The 16,151-nt window shown below is 53.5% G+C and carries 16 protein-coding genes; 5 read left to right on the top strand and 11 right to left on the bottom strand.

All coding sequences use genetic code 11. The features are described from left to right. Nucleotides 1-82 precede the first annotated feature (82 nt). Nucleotides 83-340, top strand: coding sequence for a YkgJ family cysteine cluster protein (locus tag Q354_RS27070; RefSeq protein WP_027859838.1), 258 nt, complete (start codon nucleotides 83-85; stop codon nucleotides 338-340). A 122-nt stretch (nucleotides 341-462) separates the two neighbouring features. On the opposite strand, the gene Q354_RS0123950 is transcribed toward Q354_RS27070, so the two are convergent. Next, on the bottom strand, nucleotides 463-666 hold the full coding sequence (locus tag Q354_RS0123950; RefSeq protein ID WP_027859837.1) for a hypothetical protein: 204 nt from the start codon (nucleotides 664-666) through the stop codon (nucleotides 463-465). A gap of 510 nt (nucleotides 667-1,176) precedes the next feature. Between Q354_RS0123950 and trhO the strand changes: the two genes are divergently transcribed. Next, nucleotides 1,177-2,166 (top strand): oxygen-dependent tRNA uridine(34) hydroxylase TrhO, encoded by a 990-nt coding sequence (trhO, locus tag Q354_RS0123940; protein WP_027859835.1) that lies wholly within the window; start codon nucleotides 1,177-1,179, stop codon nucleotides 2,164-2,166. Nucleotides 2,167-2,248: 82 nt separating this feature from the next. Here trhO and Q354_RS0123935 read toward each other — a convergent pair whose 3' ends face one another. Further along, the gene (locus Q354_RS0123935) at nucleotides 2,249-3,145 is read right to left on the bottom strand and encodes a LysR family transcriptional regulator (RefSeq protein WP_027859834.1); all 897 of its coding nucleotides are present in this window, start codon (nucleotides 3,143-3,145) and stop codon (nucleotides 2,249-2,251) included. A gap of 88 nt (nucleotides 3,146-3,233) precedes the next feature. Here Q354_RS0123935 and Q354_RS0123930 point away from each other — a divergent pair, with 88 nt between their 5' ends. Next, nucleotides 3,234-4,202 carry a TDT family transporter gene (locus tag Q354_RS0123930; RefSeq protein WP_027859833.1) on the top strand — a complete coding sequence of 323 codons (969 nt, stop codon included), beginning with the start codon at nucleotides 3,234-3,236 and terminating at the stop codon, nucleotides 4,200-4,202. Between the two features lie 90 nt (nucleotides 4,203-4,292). On the opposite strand, the gene Q354_RS0123925 is transcribed toward Q354_RS0123930, so the two are convergent. Then, a complete protein-coding gene (locus Q354_RS0123925) occupies nucleotides 4,293-4,922 on the bottom strand; it encodes an outer membrane beta-barrel protein (protein WP_027859832.1) in 630 nt (209 codons plus the stop codon). Between the two features lie 236 nt (nucleotides 4,923-5,158). Next, nucleotides 5,159-6,175, bottom strand: a complete 1,017-nt coding sequence (locus tag Q354_RS0123920; protein ID WP_027859831.1) for an adenosine deaminase — start codon at nucleotides 6,173-6,175, stop codon at nucleotides 5,159-5,161. Between the two features lie 346 nt (nucleotides 6,176-6,521). Here Q354_RS0123920 and Q354_RS0123915 point away from each other — a divergent pair, with 346 nt between their 5' ends. Then, the gene (locus Q354_RS0123915; RefSeq protein ID WP_027859830.1) at nucleotides 6,522-7,082 is read left to right on the top strand and encodes a nucleotidyltransferase family protein; all 561 of its coding nucleotides are present in this window, start codon (nucleotides 6,522-6,524) and stop codon (nucleotides 7,080-7,082) included. Between the two features lie 28 nt (nucleotides 7,083-7,110). On the opposite strand, the gene rlmF is transcribed toward Q354_RS0123915, so the two are convergent. From rlmF to Q354_RS0123900, 3 genes are all read right to left on the bottom strand, one after another. After that, nucleotides 7,111-8,082, bottom strand: coding sequence for a 23S rRNA (adenine(1618)-N(6))-methyltransferase RlmF (gene rlmF, locus Q354_RS0123910; RefSeq protein WP_027859829.1), 972 nt, complete (start codon nucleotides 8,080-8,082; stop codon nucleotides 7,111-7,113). A gap of 120 nt (nucleotides 8,083-8,202) precedes the next feature. Then, the gene (locus Q354_RS0123905) at nucleotides 8,203-9,039 is read right to left on the bottom strand and encodes an enoyl-CoA hydratase-related protein (RefSeq protein ID WP_027859828.1); all 837 of its coding nucleotides are present in this window, start codon (nucleotides 9,037-9,039) and stop codon (nucleotides 8,203-8,205) included. A 1,053-nt stretch (nucleotides 9,040-10,092) separates the two neighbouring features. Continuing rightward, nucleotides 10,093-11,688 carry an isocitrate lyase gene (locus Q354_RS0123900; RefSeq protein WP_027859827.1) on the bottom strand — a complete coding sequence of 532 codons (1,596 nt, stop codon included), beginning with the start codon at nucleotides 11,686-11,688 and terminating at the stop codon, nucleotides 10,093-10,095. Between the two features lie 198 nt (nucleotides 11,689-11,886). On the opposite strand from Q354_RS0123900, the gene Q354_RS0123895 reads away from it, so the two are divergent. After that, complete coding sequence (locus Q354_RS0123895; RefSeq protein ID WP_027859826.1) at nucleotides 11,887-12,858, top strand: LysR family transcriptional regulator; 972 nt, start codon at nucleotides 11,887-11,889, stop codon at nucleotides 12,856-12,858. 25 nt (nucleotides 12,859-12,883) lie between these two features. Here Q354_RS0123895 and Q354_RS0123890 read toward each other — a convergent pair whose 3' ends face one another. The 4 genes from Q354_RS0123890 to Q354_RS0123875 form a co-directional block, all read right to left on the bottom strand. Further along, nucleotides 12,884-14,047: a ribosomal protein uL16 3-hydroxylase gene (locus Q354_RS0123890; protein ID WP_027859825.1), complete on the bottom strand. Its 1,164-nt coding sequence runs from the start codon at nucleotides 14,045-14,047 to the stop codon at nucleotides 12,884-12,886. Further along, on the bottom strand, nucleotides 14,047-14,295 hold the full coding sequence (locus tag Q354_RS0123885; RefSeq protein ID WP_027859824.1) for a hypothetical protein: 249 nt from the start codon (nucleotides 14,293-14,295) through the stop codon (nucleotides 14,047-14,049). The genes Q354_RS0123890 and Q354_RS0123885 overlap by 1 nt, the downstream gene beginning before the upstream one ends. Nucleotides 14,296-14,401: 106 nt before the next feature. Further along, on the bottom strand, nucleotides 14,402-15,124 hold the full coding sequence (gene trmJ / locus Q354_RS0123880) for a tRNA (cytosine(32)/uridine(32)-2'-O)-methyltransferase TrmJ (RefSeq protein ID WP_027859823.1): 723 nt from the start codon (nucleotides 15,122-15,124) through the stop codon (nucleotides 14,402-14,404). Nucleotides 15,125-15,279: 155 nt separating this feature from the next. After that, complete coding sequence (locus Q354_RS0123875) at nucleotides 15,280-16,113, bottom strand: alpha/beta fold hydrolase (protein WP_027859822.1); 834 nt, start codon at nucleotides 16,111-16,113, stop codon at nucleotides 15,280-15,282. Nucleotides 16,114-16,151 lie beyond the last annotated feature (38 nt).

Here is a 16,151-nt window from a genome sequence, read left to right as displayed (position 1 = left end):
CATCATTCGATGATCGCGCTTTATCTTTTTCTGCTGGCGGCTGCTAATATAGCCGTTTCCTCACGTCTTTGAAGTACTCTCCATGCAATGTCGTCCCGGCTGTGCGGCCTGCTGTATCGCGCCCTCCATCAATATTCCACTGCCGGGGATGCCGCAGGGTAAGCCCGCCGGTGTTGCCTGTGCCAACCTGATTCCTGAGACAGGATTCTGTCGCATCTGGGAGAGCGACAGCTATCCGGAACCCTGCCGCCAGTTTCGTGCCATGCCGGAACATTGTGGTGAGTCGCGCCAGCAGGCGCTGAGGCTGATAGGCCTGCTGGAGTCTGAAACCGCCCCCTGACAACCGGAACTATTGAGCCCTCCAGGGCATACACGGCGAGGCCCTGAGTCTGAGGGACACCTGATACAAAAAAGGCCCTGTCGCACAGCGACAGGGCCTTTTAAATTATTCAGGGCTGATGCCTATGGTAGCTGAAAAACCAGCGGGGAGGACTGGCGCTTGCCGAAGTTTCGGAGCAGTGCCTCAGCCCATTTGCCGCGCAGGTCTTCTGCGTCCTGCAGCACGTCGCGAAGATCGATCAGTTCACTGGCGTGCAGGGTGGCTCTGACGCGCTCAAACGATTTTACATAGGAGATTTCGTCGAATTTCGGTGTTGAGTTATACATTATTCGTGCCTCAGAAATTAGGTGTTACCGGGCCATTGGCGCAATCGTGGCTGATCTGGCAGGAAGGGGACTGCAATTCAGACTGGGTGGAGAGTCCGATTTGCGCTGGCTGGCGATCAATGCCGGGCATCATAGGGGCAGTGAAGAGTCGCGACAAACGAGACTATTTCAGTCTATCGGTGAAATTAATTCAGCAGTTAAATCACTCATCAGGGTGCGCCCTGATGAGTGGAGTGTTTCGCTGGCTAAGTCGATGAAATTTATCCAGATTCGGTCGCAGTTCCGGCACCACCGGTGCGCATGTTTCGGCGGGCTCTATAGTGCTGCTAAAGTCATGCTTTGCCTGAAACAACAAAAATATTTGTAGATAGAATAAGGCGGAGTCACCTGCTAAGCGCTACAGGCAGACTACGAGGTCGGTCTGATCTATAATGCGCGCCTTAAACGCCCTTTCGGGCACTAATCACTGCTCCGGATTTACGCTCCGGATCGCAAGTACAGGAAATACTGATGTCTCAAGTTGTTGTTTGTGCCCTCTATAAGTTTGTCACTCTGGACGATTTCGAAGCGATGCGCGAACCGCTGCGCCTGAAAATGGAAGAGTTTGGTGTGCGTGGCACCCTGCTGCTGGCTAAAGAGGGGGTCAACGGTACGGTTGCCGCTTCCCGCGAAGGCATCGATAACCTGCTGGCGTGGCTGAAATCCGATCCACGCCTGTCTGAACTGGGTTACAAAGAATCCTATGATGACAGCAACCCGTTCTACCGCACCAAGGTGAAGCTGAAAAAAGAGATTGTCACTATGGGTGTTGAAGGGATCGATCCGAAAGAAGTGGTCGGCACCTATGTGAAGCCTGCTGAATGGAATGCGCTGATCTCCGATCCGGAGGTGGTACTGGTTGACACCCGCAATGATTACGAGGTTGAGATCGGTACTTTCAGGAATGCGATCAATCCAAATACCGAAACCTTCCGTGAGTTTCCGGCGTATGTGGCAGAAAACCTGAACCCGGAAAAGCATAAGAAGGTCGCGATGTTCTGCACCGGTGGTATTCGCTGCGAGAAATCGACGGCTTATATGAAGGAGCAAGGCTTCGAAGAGGTTTATCACCTTGAAGGCGGCATCCTTAAGTATCTGGAGGAGGTGGATTCAGATCAGTCCATGTGGGAGGGCGAATGCTACGTCTTCGATAACCGTGTCGCTGTGAATCACGACCTTGAAAAAGGCTCCTACGATCAGTGTCATGCCTGTCGCCTGCCGATTACCGCGGAAGACAAGCAGAGCGAGCAATACGAGCAGGGCGTTAGCTGCCCGCGTTGCTTCGATAAGCACTCCGAAGAGCAGAAGCAGCGCTTCCGCCAGCGTGAGCTTCAGGCGGAGCTGGCCCGTATGCGGGGCGAGGAGCATATCGGCGCACAGGCCAATGATGCGATTGCGCAGCGCCGCCTGGAGAAGCAGGCTGAACGTGAAAGACAGCGCGAGCGCAGTCAGAAAAACTGATAGCCCTCTTCAGAAGCCGTGCTGCAACGCCTGACAGGCAGCAGCTGCACAGAAGCCACCCCAGCCTTGCCGGGGTGGCTTTTTAGTTGGGCGACCAGAAGCGACAAAATTCAATAAACTGATTCAGTAGCGGGCTGTGGTATTTCTGGCGATGGGTAACGATGCGTAGCTGTCGCTGGCTGACATTACGGGTCCGGATTATCGCCAGCTGGTTTTGGCTGACGGCATTATTGATTGCCAGTATCGACATATAGCCGAGTCCCAGTCCTGCCGAGATCGCATTGATGATCGCTTCGTTGGTGTTAAGCTCCAGTCCGATCTGCCAGTTGTTCAGCTTGGGAGCCAGCGCCGTCTGAAACTGCTCGCGGGTTCCTGAGTTGAATTCCCGCAGGACCCAGTATTCCGCTTCCAGAGCTTCAATTGCGTGAATCTCGCCATTTGCCAAAGGGTGGTGGGGGTTGGCCACGATCTCCATCCTGTCCCTGAGCCAGTTTTCGCTATCCAGCTGATCAGACTGAAAACTACCCTCAACCAGGGCAATATCCAGCTCATATTGTTCCAGCTGCTGGCTGAGTTGCGAGGTGTTGGATATAACGACCTGGGGACGTCTGCAGGGATGGCTGCGCAGAAAGTCTCCGAGCAGGGCGGGCAGCAGATGGTTGCCAATAGTGTTGCTGGCACCGATGCGCAGCGGAGGCTGATTACTGGCATTTGATCCCAGCTCTACCGCAATGGCATCAACCCGTTGCAGGACCTCCTCAGCCAGTGGTCGAAGGATCTCGCCCTGGCTATTCAGGATAAGGCGATTGTTGAGGCGATCAAACAGGCGCGTATCCAGCTGGCGCTCCAGCTCCTGCAGGGCCATCGAAGCAGCGGCTTTGGTAATAAATAGCTGTTCGGCTGCCAGCGTCAGAGAACCCGCGCGCGCAATGGTTGAGAAGATGCGCAGCTGCTTAAGGGTGATGTTCTTGGTGTTCAATCTACTTTAACTCAATGTATAAAACGTTTGTATATCACAAACATCTAAAGCTGGCTATGATTGCCGCATTCAATAGGAGGGCAGTGTCATGATCGCCAGAACCAGACGGAAGATAGCAAGGTTTCCAACCCCGGCCAGCGGCCTGGCACTGGCTATTGCCAGCCTGGGGCTTTGTGCGGACTCGGCCCTGGGCAGCGGTACTACGTTGCAGTATACGGGAGCGGCACTGGCTGCTGCGTTATTGTTATCCGTGCTGGTGAAATTTTTACTGAATCCGGTCACGCTGTGGCAGGAGCTTGCCCATCCGGTCATTGGCAGTGTAATCCCAACCTTCGCGATGGCGCTGATGGTGCTCAGCCGAAGCGTGGCTGATCTGTCAGCCGTGGCCGGAGCCCAGCTCTGGATGGCTGCGGTCGCCATGCATCTGGCTTTTCTTACGCTGTTCCTTATCCATCGTTTGCGACAGTTTGATCTGCAGCAGATGCTACCGAGCTGGTTTGTTCCGCCGGTGGGTCTGGTTGTTGCTGCGCTAACCTGCCCCAATAGCGGGCTGGTACCGGTGGCTGAAGCATTGATGTACTTCGGTATCTTTAGCTATTTCCTGTTGCTGCCACTGATGCTGTATCGGTTGATCTTCGGCACGGCGATTGCGGACGGAGCCAAGCCGACGGTCGCTATTCTGGCTGCGCCGCCAAGCCTCTGCCTGGCCGGATACCTGAATCTGGTAGAGCAGCCATCCTTGCTGTTGGTGCTGACGCTGCTGGGTATTGCAGTTGTCATGACGCTGGTGATCTACCTGGCATTCTGGGACCTGCTGCGTCTGCCGTTCAGTCCCGGTTACGCGGCGTTCACCTTTCCGATGGTGATCAGTGCCACCGCTTTATTCAAGGTCAGTGGTTATATCGCAACGCTGCCACTGGAGGCTTCAGTCGCCCTGCAGTTTGAACTCGCCGCCCGGGTTGAGCTGGCAATTGCGATGCTGGTGGTGGGATATGTGGCGCTGCGCTATCTGCATCACTATCTGCCACGTCCGCTAATCCGGGGCGGCAATATCTGACGCCGTTTCTAGTGTTTTACCCTTTTAAGGCTCACTCCGATTCACACTCCGGAGTGAGCTTTTTTTTACCCGCGGTCTGCTCATTCGGTGTCAGAATTTGTAGATCAGACTGGCAGACCAGGCGTCGATATCGTCCTCGCCGGTGGTTTCGTCGTTGCCGATGGCGACAAAGCGTTCCCATTCAAAGCGGATCATTGCGCTTTTTCCGAGGTCCAGATCGGCGCCAAAACCGATCAGCACATCCCAGCCCTCATCTGACAGGCTGACCGAAGTTGAACTACCCTGCGCGTGAGTATCGAGGTCCCAGTAATAGCCGCCAATTCGGGCAAAAAGAGAGAATTCACTGCCCAGTGAAACTCGGTTGAGCAGGGACAGGCTGGCCAGAGAGCTGACTTCGGTTTTACCGGTTACCGGATTGCTATTGATGGTGCCGCTCAGATCACTTTCGACGCCCCGGTAATAGCCCAGCTCCCAGTCCCAGTGTTCCGACAGGCCGCCGCCCAGCAACGCCTTCCAGCTGCCATCCTGGTCATCACAACGGCCGCTAAAGCCCAATTCGCTCACGGCGGCGCAGTTGTTTTTAAACGATGCTTTCAGCCAGCCGGCTCCGGCATATAGTCCGCGTACCGAATCTTCAGCTAAAGTCGGGCTGGCATAGAGTGTCAGGCAGATTATGACGGGCGGAACGGATAGCCGGAGGTAAGGATATTTAGACGCCATAATGCACCTGCCCGCACATAATTTTAATTAAGTAGTGAAACTTCAGTATAGAAAGTGAACACTGGTTCAAAAGTCGGCAGCGGTTTATTAAGAAGATAGCCTGACCCAATAGGGTAATTTATCTGGTGTGCCCAGGGTTAATTTCAGGCGAAGTTCGATTGGTTGGGTAATTAGCTGTGAGGCGAAGTGGGCAGGAAAAGGCTTTAACCGCGGTTAAAGCCTGGTTAACAGTGGCTTTAAAGCTCGCACTGATGCTGACGGGCAAAGAGCTGCAATTCGGAAAGTAAGCGGGCTTTGCGGGTTTCTGATGCGAAACTGAACTCAATGCTATTGGCTGCGAGTTTTATCGCCTGCTGTTTGGTCATTCCCAGTGCTTTCTCCAGCGCCAGATAGTTTGCGTTCACGTAACCGCCGAAATAGGCCGGGTCGTCGGAATTTACAGTAACCTTAATACCGCGATCCAGCATATCGAGGATATTATGGTCCTCCATGCGACGGAATACGCATAGCTTCAGGTTCGAAAGTGGACAGACTGTCAGGGCTATGGATTCGTCGATCAGGCGTTGCATCAGGATGGGATCTTCTATGGCCCGTACTCCGTGATCAACCCGGCTTACGCCCAGCAGGTCCAGTGCGTCCCAGATATACTGTGCAGGGCCTTCTTCTCCCGCATGCGCGACCGTGAGTAATCCCATCTCCCGGGCGGCTTCAAATACCCGGCTGAATTTTTCCGGAGGATTGCCTTTTTCTGAACTGTCTAAACCCACTGCCGTAAGCTGATTACGGTAGGGGGTGGCTTGTCTGAGTGTTTCGAATGCAGATTCTTCGCTGAGGTGGCGCAGGAAACACATAATGAGCTTATAGCTGATGCCGAGTCGAACCTGTCCGTCTTCAAGCGCCCTGAGTATCCCGGTAATAGGAATATCAAAGGGTATGCCTCGGTCTGTATGGGTTTGCGGGTCAAAAAACGGTTCAATATGCATAACGTTTTCTGCCTTGCAGCGCTGCAGATAAGCCCAGGTCAGGTCGTAAAAGTCCTGCTCGGTCTGCAGGACATCGGCCCCCTGATAGTAGAGGTCGAGGAACTCCTGAAGGTTATTAAAGTTATAGGCATCCCGGAGCGCTTCAACGGACGGGAAGGGGAGTTCAATATTGTTGCGTTTGGCCAGCCGGAACATCATCTCAGGTTCGAGGCTGCCCTCGAGGTGGAGATGAAGCTCGGTTTTTGGCATGTTTGTTATAAATCGTTCCATAAAGCCCTCCGGAATGAATTTATCAGTGTTCCGGTATGTCTTGAGAGTATTGGTAGAAACTCATCCTGACCGGGATTGTTTATTCAAGCCTAGATCATAATTCGAAAGATTAGGGCTAAGGCCGAGAATCTGCGACGCAGGGTCTGTGGCTGATAGAGTTTCATTAAGTAATATGTTTGGTTCGGGGGCGAAATGCTAATGGAGTTTCCGGGAAAGTCCAGTGTTTGCCCAGGATCACCATAGTTGCACGGCGACGTGCGCTTTCGCTATGAATGTAGTTTCAAAAAATACATATACATTAAAAACAATACGTATCGAGATTGATCTGGTATGAGGATATCTCTCTATGGCAGCTGAACTGCATCATTCTGAGCGCCTGGTCAGAATTCTAAGTACGGAGCAGAATCTATCTATATTGCGGCATGTGGCCGCGCTGGGGCTGCCGGACTGCTGGGTTGCGGCTGGCTTTGTGCGCAATGGGGCCTGGGACCACCTGCACGGATATGCGGCATCACCCCTCAATGATGTGGATGTAATCTACTTTGATGCGCAAGACTGCAGTGCCGGAAGGGATGCTGAGCTGCAGCAGGTCTTGGCTTCTCGGTGTGGCCTTACTCGTTGGGAAGTGAAAAACCAGGCCCGGATGCACTTGAGGCATCCGGATCGCCCCTATCAGGATTGTGCCGACGCGATGGGGTTCTGGCCGGAAAAAGAAACGGCCATAGCGGTCCGGCTGTCGGCAGGCGGGGAGTTGGAAATAAACGCGCCTTTCGGTCTGGAGTCCTTGTTTGCACTGGAACTGACCTATAACCCGGCGCGCCCGATCGATCTCTATAAGGAAAGAATCCTCGTCAAAGGCTGGCTACAGCGCTGGCCAGAGCTACGCCCGACTGGGTGCAAGCTCTGAGCCTGTGGATCTTCAGCGTCTCAGCGTCTCAGCGCCAGCGTAGCTGTGCCCAGCCGGATCGATCCTGATCGTCAAAGAAGGTCCAGGCAATAAACCGGCTGCGTTTCTGGCCTTGTGCCATATCTACGGTTTTTATCCGCTTTGCGCCGCTCTTTTTAAGCTGGCGGAGGATGGCTGGCAGGTTTTCCTTTTGTGAAACCAGTGAGGTAAACCACAGGCAGTTCTGCTGCCAGTTTTCACTGTCTATGATCATCTTACGAATAAACCCGGCTTCGCCACCATCGCACCATAACTCGTTGCTCCGGCCACCAAAGTTCAGGGTGGCTTCCCCGGCATTTTGGCTTTGCTTATTCAGATTGGCGACCTTGCGCTCAGAGCCGGCTGCCGCAGCCTCGGCGGAGGCATGGAAGGGAGGATTGCACAGTGTGCAGTCTATCAGTTCATCGTCTTTCAGGATGCCGGTAAAGAAATGCTCCGGGTTGGCTTGCTGGCGCAGATCTATCGCGCCTTTAAGGGCCTTGTTAGAGCGTGCGATATGGCGCGCATGCTCGACGGAGAGTGGGTCTATATCGCTGGCAACGAATTTCCAGCCGTAGCTGCGATGGCCGACAATCGGATAGATACAGTTAGCACCGGTGCCGAGATCGAATGCCTTTACCTTCTTGCTGCGGGGGATTGTGCCATTATTGTCCGCAGCGAGCAGATCGGCGAGATGGTGGATATAGTCTGCCCGGCCGGGAATGGGTGGGCAGAGATAGCCATCGGGTATTGCCCAGTGTGCAAGGCCATAGCAGGCTTTAAGCAACGCACCATTCAATGCCTTAACCGCCTGGGGATCGGCAAAGTCTATTGTCGCTTCGCCGCGCGGGTTGGTGGTGACAAAGGGGCTGAGCGAGGGCTCCGCTGTGACCAGGGCGTCAAAGTCATAGCGTCCCTGATGAATGTTGCGAGGGTGGTGGCCCGGCTTGGCAGCTTTGGATCGGGTGGAATCAGACGACATGATATATCCGCAGTAATTGAGCTGGCGGAAATTATACGGATTCACTGCATTGGCTGCGACCGCTTCCGCTTGGCTGCGAACTGGAAGTGGGCAAGGCAGCCGGAGCTGCCTCAGTATCTGCTAGCGGCCGTTGAAGTCACCGGGGCGCTTTTCGATAAATGCGCTGACCGCCTCCAGATGGTCTTCAGTGTTATGGCATATACCCTGAAATAGGGCGCATTGGTCGAGAAAGTCGGGCAGTTCGAGACGCTGGGCTGATTTCATAAGGCGTTTGGTCAGCCTCAGTGCTTGCGGTGGCTTGGCTGCCATCTGGGCTGCAATAGAAAGCGTATGCTCCAGCAATGCTTCAGGGCTGACAACTTCCAGCAGAATACCCAGAGACCGGGCTTCGCTGGCATCAATAACACGGCCGGTAAATGTCAGTTCTGCAGCGCGTTGGTAGCCGATTAGGCGTTGTAGGAACCAGGCGCCGCCGTCGCCGGGGATTATGCCCAGGTTTACGAAGGTTTCACCCATCCGCGCATTGTCTGAGCCGATACGGATATCACACATACAGGCGAAGTCAAAACCGGCGCCGATGGCGGGGCCATTGATGGCGGCAATGGTAGGGACTTCAGTCTTTTCCATCGCCAGCGGGATCTGCTGGATACCACGACGATATTTTTCCTGCACCTGGTAGACATCACCGCTGAAGGCACCGTCCTTATGGGTGGTGTCACGGTGTTGCATCTCTTTGATATTGCCTCCGGCAGAGAACGCACTGCCCGCGCCGGTAAAGACCAGTACGGCAACGCGGCTATCCTGGTTGGCCCAGTCTATAACCTTGAGAATGTCGTCAATCAGCTGACTTCCGGTCAGCGCATTACGGATATCATGGCGATTAAAAGTAACCAGTGCGACGCCACCTTCAAGCTGAAGTGTTGCGTCGCTGAGTGCGGGTGTTAATTGCGTGCTCATTAATACTCTCCCTTTCAGTCCTCAAAACATAAGCGATTCTTGTAATGAGGGAAAGTACTTATTCGCATGCTGCTGCCTCATGGCCTGGGTGCCGGTTTTTTTGGGTTGGATGGCTACGGCCCTTCACTAAATACAGTAAGTCAATAGAGATTTCAGCCATAAAAAAACCCTGCACAATGGCAGGGTCCGGCGAAACAGGGGTAAACGCCAATAAGGATGTTCATTAACCGGAGGATTGCTCCGGCGCCCAATGAACAACGAGAGAAAGTCGGTGCTGATCAAACGGATCGCATGAACCAAAATCTGCCGCAAAACTTTCAGGGTTGATAAAGCAATGCTGGAAATTCCCAAGGCGGGGTTTCAGGTGTGCTTTAATAAAACCGTGGGTTAATGATCGCTTTATCTAATACTAATGTCAAAAGCATGAAGGTCGATAATTTCTCCATGTAGTTTTGCTACAAGGCTATTAATCGTCTGGTTTGTAGTCAATTTACAGGGCCAAAGTATCTGGTTGCTCTGCAGCGCCTGTTTAATAAAGGGTTGGAGAATATAATTTAATTATCGGACTGATTGATGTAGTTGTTCTGGTTTTTTACATAAACTAAAAGAAATAAGTGGCATCCTTTTTATCTCGTATTGGTATATGTATATTTGACTACAAAATCCTTACAAATCAATTGTCTAAGTTATCTTTTGCTGAGGGCTGAGGGCTGAGGGCTGAGGGCTGAGGGCTGAGGACTGAGGGCTGAGGGCAAAGCTATTGTGGACCAGCCTGCTATGGGCGAGGCGTAAAGAGTATCTGGGGAGCTAAGGGAAATTAACTATGCCTAACGAGTAAGGAGTAAAAATAATGGGTAAAGTATATCAGGTGGTCGATTCCCGATTGATAAATCAAAGCTGATATATGGCGGGTTGAAAGAGTGACTGCGCAGATCAGGAATTAAAGTAGCAAGGAATAAACTGGTGATTTTAATTGAAGTAGTGAAGTGCAAATAACAAAAAAGGGCGAATAAAAATCCGCCCTTTCTGATTCAGCCCTTATGGGTATGAATATTAACCAAACTGGTTAGAGGTGTTTTTCGCACCGCCAGCTTTCAGTGCATTTTCGCCCGCAAAGTATTCTTTGTGGTCGTCGCCCATGTCAGAACCCGCCATGTTCTGGTGTTTAACGCATGCGATACCCTGACGGATCTCTTTACGCTGGACACCTTCGACGTAACCCAGCATACCCTGCTCACCGAAGTACTCTTTCGCCAGGTTGTCTACAGACAGGGCGGTCGTATGGTAAGTCGGCAGCGTGATTAGGTGGTGGAATACGTTCGCTTCACGGGCAGTATCAGCCTGGAAAGTCTTAACGCGAGCGTCAGCAGCGGCGGACAGCTCAGAGTTGTCGTACTCAGCAGACATCAGGTTGTCACGGTCGTAAGCGGAAACGTCTTTACCTTCAGCAGCCCATGCATCGTAAGTCTGCTGGCGGAAGTTCAGCGTCCAGTTGAACGATGGAGAGTTGTTGTAAACCAGCTTCGCATCCGGGTGAACTTTACGTACGTCATCCATCATGCCTTTAATTTCGTGGACAGTCGGCACAGCTGTTTCGATCCACAGCAGGTCAGCGCCAGCATTCAGTGCTTCGATACAATCGAATACACAACGCTCATGACCGGTACCCTGGCGGAACTGGTACAGACCGGAAGCCAGTCGCTTAGGACGAACCAGTTTGCCGTCGCGGCTGATCAGTACATCACCTTCTTTAGTGTCTTCTGGCGCCACTTCTTCAACGTCCAGGAAGGAGTTGTATACGTCACCCTGGTCGCCTGGCTCTTTAACCACCGCGATCTCTTTGGTCAGGCCAGCACCTTCGGAGTCGGTACGTGCAACGATCAGGCCGTCATCAACACCCAGCTCCAGGAAAGCGTAACGCAGTGCGCGCAGCTTAGCGTGGAAGTCGTTGTGAGGTACGGTTACCTTGCCGTCCTGGTGACCACACTGCTTCTCGTCAGCAACCTGGTTTTCGATCTGCAGGCAGCAAGCACCGGCTTCGATCATCTGCTTCGCCATCAGGTAAGTCGCTTCAGCGTTACCGAAACCGGCGTCGATGTCGGCAACGATTGGCACGATGTGCGTTTCGTGGTTATCGATCTGATTCTGGATTTCAGCTTCTTTAGCTGTATCGCCCGCTTCGCGTGCTTTGTCCAGTGCGCGGAACAGGCCGCCCAGTTCACGTGCATCTGCCTGACGCAGGAAGGTGTAGAGTTCTTCAACCAGAGAGGCTACTGCCGTCTTCTCGTGCATGGACTGGTCTGGCAGAGGGCCGAAGTCGGAGCGCAGGGCAGCAACCATCCAGCCGGACAGGTACAGGTAGCGACGTTCAGTGGTGCCGAAGTGCTTCTTGATGGAGATCAGCTTCTGCTGACCTACAAAACCGTGCCAGCAGCCCAGGGACTGGGTGTACTTGGTTTTGTCTTTGTCGAATTCAGCCATGTCACGGCGCATGATGCCGGCAGTGTACTTAGCGATATCCAGGCCAGTTTTGAACTTGTTCTGAGCACGCATGCGTGCAGCAGATTCTGGATTGATCGCATCCCAGGGGCTTCCTGCTTCGGCCTTCAGCGCAGCGATACTTTCGATATCTTTGTTCAGTGTAGACATGGCAAATCCTTAATTATTATGTGGCGGCCTGTGGTGTGGCTGCTCAATTCGAGAACAGGATCAATACTAGTGCGTGACGTGGCATAAATGAAATAAATGGTGGTTATCTTGGGTATCATTCTGGTGAATGTGGTACATTGGTTTAATGTTTCCAAACAGTTACGGCTGGATGAATTGATCGTTAGAAGGGTGTGATTTATGAATCTTGGGCGGGTCGATCTTAATCTGCTGGTGTATCTGGATGTGCTGTTGCGTGAACGCAATGTGACCAAGTCGGCCAGCATCCTCGGGATTACCCAGCCTGCGATGAGTAACGGCTTGCGCCGGTTGCGCGAAACCTTTGACGATCCGTTGCTTGTGCGCACCAGTGAGGGGATGGTGCCAACGGAGCGCGCCCAGGAGTTGCAGCCGATGATCCGTGAAGTGATCGGTGTGATCGAGCAGGCGGTGGAGCCCAGCACGGATTTTGATGCCGCCTCCAGCGACCGTGTTTTCCGTATCATGACCAGTGACTACGGGGAGGCAACTCTGCTACCGAAGCTGTTGGATCGCCTTCATGTGGAAGCCCCGGACGTTGTGCTGGATATTCTGACGCCCAGTGATATGAGTTTTCTGGAAGTGGAGCGGGGTCAGGTGGATCTGGTCATCAACCGCTTTGATTCGATGCCGCAGTCCTTTCATCAGGTCACACTGTGGCGCGATAGCTTCTCCTGTTTGTTAAGCGCCGGCAATCCGATCGTGGATGACTTTACGCTGGATAGCTATCTGCAGGGCAATCACGTGTGGGTGAGTAAAACCGGCATGGGGGCGGGGATGGGGCTCACGCCTAAAGATACCAAGCGGTTGGGATGGGTTGATGAAGCCCTGACCAGAATCGGCTGTCAGCGGCATATCTCTGTGTTTACCCGTCACTACCAGTCAGCCTGTCAGTTGGCGCAGTCCAAGTCATTGATCGTGACGATCCCGAGTAAAGCAGCACTGCAGGCGCAGGAAGGTAATGCAGGTATTGTGTTGAAAGCGCCTCCGTTCGAGATACCACCGTTTGAACTAAAGATGGCCTGGAGCCCACTGCTGCAGCGTAACAGTGCCCACAAGTGGCTCAGGAGGACGATTGTCGAGGTGGCGAAGGCAGTAGAAGAGGAAGCCGCTGCCGGTGGTGCGAAGAGTTGACACCGGCAGCGAGAGCGAGGCTGGTTTATTCGCAGTAAATAGAGCCCTGGTTGAACAGGCTCACCAGTATCTGCAGTGCCTGATCTGACCAGTCGCCCTGGTTGATCACGATATTCACGTTCTGGCACAGGCCGGTAGCCAGTGCACAGGTAGCGCCTTCGCATTCAAAGCTGTTGCCGTCGGCAAACAGAATCACTTTGTCATCGGCGAGCTGGTAGTAGGAGAAGCGGCTGCCTTCATTGCGGGTTAGCAGCAGATCACCCTCTTCCAGAACCTCCTGGATCTGTTCCAGGGAGATTTCGTCTTCCGGTACCTGCTCCAGATCCGGATACTTAGGTTCTGTCATATAGCGTCCGAACCAGTCTGACAGGAAACTGTCGTTGCACAGGTATTCTTCTGTGATAGACCGGATCTGAGCGATTGCCTTAGGGCTGATTTCGCCGGGGTTGCTCTGGATTTCAAGGTCGGGATCCTGGTAGCGATCCTCATTCTTAAGTTTGCCTGAGAGTTCTTCTACCAGGCCGCGCAGGATCTCCTCGTGGGAGGGGGCGCGAAATCCAACGGAATAGGTCATGCAGCCATCGCCGACGGCGACACCATTGTGTCCGACTCTGGGGGGGAGATAGAGCATATCGCCTGGGTTAAGTACCCAGCTTTGTTCTTCCTTCCATTCAGTCAATATCATGACGGGCGTATTCTCCCGGCGTGGTGAGAACTCGTCGAAGATTCCCCCAACTTCCCAGCGACGCTGGCCTTCAGCCTGAATCAGGAACACATCATAGTTGTCGTAGTGAGGGCCTACGCCGCCGCCATCGGCTGCATAGCTGATCATCAGGTCATCGATACGCCAGTTTGGGGCGAAGCGAAACTGTTCGATCAACTCACTGGCTTGGGGTACCCAGTGGTCTACCGCCTGGACAAGCAGTGTCCAGTGACTGTCGGGAAGGTCGGAGAAGCTCTCTTCACTGAATGGGCCGTGTTTTAGCTTCCACTCTTTGCCATCCGGACTCTGGATGATAAGGCGGGACTCGACGTCGGCTTCGCAGGCGAGGCCGGCGACTTCCTCGGCCGCGACTGGCGGTTCAAAATCAGGAAAGGCATTGCGAATAAGTAGCGGCTTTTTCTGCCAGTAATCGCGCAGGAATTCCTCAGCTGTCAGTTCGCCAAAGAGGGTGAAGGCCGCGGTCATTAGTCTACGAACTCCAGCAGGCGATCAATAGCGTCTTCCATCTCGCCCATGACTTTGCGCTTGTCTTTGGCGGCCATGGCGGCGATGCGGTTGTTACCGATCATGTTGATGTATTTTTTCAGTAGCTTTGCCTGCTCGCGAATAGCTTCGGAGTTGTACTGAACCTGCTGGGTGCGGTCATGAACGACTTTCAGTCCGTCGCGAAGTTCTTCTGCCTGTTCGATCAGTGACTGTAGGTTGTCTTGCATTGTTTCTCACCTGTATTGGAATTGTTGTAGCTATTGGATGCCGGGCTGTTGCATGGGAAGCCGGTTTTTGCTTCCTGAATATGGCACCGGATAACCCTGAAGGGTGTTACTTCTTCTCATCCAGTGACTCTTCAATCGAGGTCAGGATGCCGCGCAGCATGTTGAGTTCTGTTTTTTCCGGGCGGGAGCGGTTGAAGTAGCGATGGAGTTTTTCCAGCACCTTGCCCTGATGCTGCGGAATGATAAACCGGGTTCTGTGCAGTACGCGTTCCAGATGCTGGTAAAAAAGTCCCATCTCCTTTTGGCGCGGGTAGGCTTCCTGCTTGGGCGCAATCTGACGTTCGGTGCTGGCACACCAGATCTCGTAGCAGAGCAGCTGGATCGCCTGGGATACGTTGAGAACCGGGTATTCCGGGTTTGCCGGTATGTAGACATGGAGGTTGCATTGCTGCAGTTCACTATTGTGCAGCCCCATCGTTTCACGCCCGAACACCAGGGCGACAGGCGCCTGATGAGCTTCGGCCACGGCCTGCTCCGCGCCTTCGCGGGCATGTAGCAGTGGCAGGTCAAAGGTGCGCTGGGTCCGGGCACTGGTACCGATCACCAGCTGACAGTCGCTGATAGCCTCTTCAAGGCTGGCGACCACGATGGCGTTTTCCAGCAGATCCTTGGCGCCTGCGGCGCGGGATTCTGCTTCTTCGCTTGGGAAATCCCGGGGTTCCACCAGATACAGCTGGCTGATGCCCATGTTTTTCATGGCGCGTGCGGCGGCACCGATGTTACCGGAATGGAAAGTGTTAATCAGAACTACGCGAATGTTATCGAGCATTGGGGGTACTACGCCAGGATGCAAAGGGCTGCAATTATAGCAGCGCTTAGGGTCGTGCTAAACGCCATACCGTAAACGACTTTCGGGTAATTGCATCTCTTTTTGTATCCGGCGTAGAAGTGTTCTCTGTCAGGTCGTTGTATGTCGCCAGACTGCTAGAGCTGGTGGATGAACTTGCGTAGATCGTAGCTAAAGCGTTCTTTGTGCCAAAGGTGAGGAGAGTGGTCGGAGTTTTCGTAGATGTGCAGTTCTGAACGGGTCAGGGAATCCTGTACGTAGCGTGCCAGGTGCTCGGAGTAGAACTGGCTTTCATCGCCGTAGATAAGTAACGCAGGGATCTGTATTTCCGGTAACAGGTTACGATAGTCGGCGTTAGCCAGTGATTGCCAGCACTGTCGCAGCAGATCTCCACGCAGCGAGGCCAGGTATTCCCGGGTTTTCTGAAAGCCGCGGGAGTTGCGCTCATAGTTTTCCCTGGAGCGGGCATTGTGTCCGAATGCCACCAGTTCAAGTACGCCTTCGGCAAAATCCTGTTTCAGTCGTTCCAGAAATGCCTGATGCTTGTCGGCAGGGAAGTTGCTGTAGATGCCATGTTGCCAGTCGGGGCTGGTTACCAGTTTGGGAGACTGGTCGATGATGCAGAGACCTGCCAGGCGCTGATCGCTGTGCTGGCGGATATACTCCCAGCTGGTAAGTGCCCCCATAGAGTGTCCCACGAGGATGGCGTCCTGAAGCTGGTGTTTGTCCATCAGCTCTTCCAGGTCGAGCGCCATGCGGCTGACGTCTGTATTGCATTGTTCAGGGTAGCGGTGATCGCCATGTCCTCGGGCATCCCAGCAGAAAACCCTGAATTCGTCGGCAAGCTCCGCAGCAAATGGCAGCCACTCTCTTGAATTGGCGGTCCAGCCATGCAGGAAGATGACCGGTCGTCCATGACCCATGCTGATGTAGCGAACGGCTGTGTTATCTGAGGCGATCAGAGTTTCCATGCTTCGACCTTTAATACTCCATTATTGCGGGCATAAAA

This window comes from Marinobacterium jannaschii DSM 6295 (assembly GCF_000620085.1).
In the GTDB taxonomy this organism is placed as follows: domain Bacteria; phylum Pseudomonadota; class Gammaproteobacteria; order Pseudomonadales; family Balneatricaceae; genus Pontibacterium; species Pontibacterium jannaschii.
This window is presented reverse-complemented; position numbering and strand designations above follow the sequence as displayed.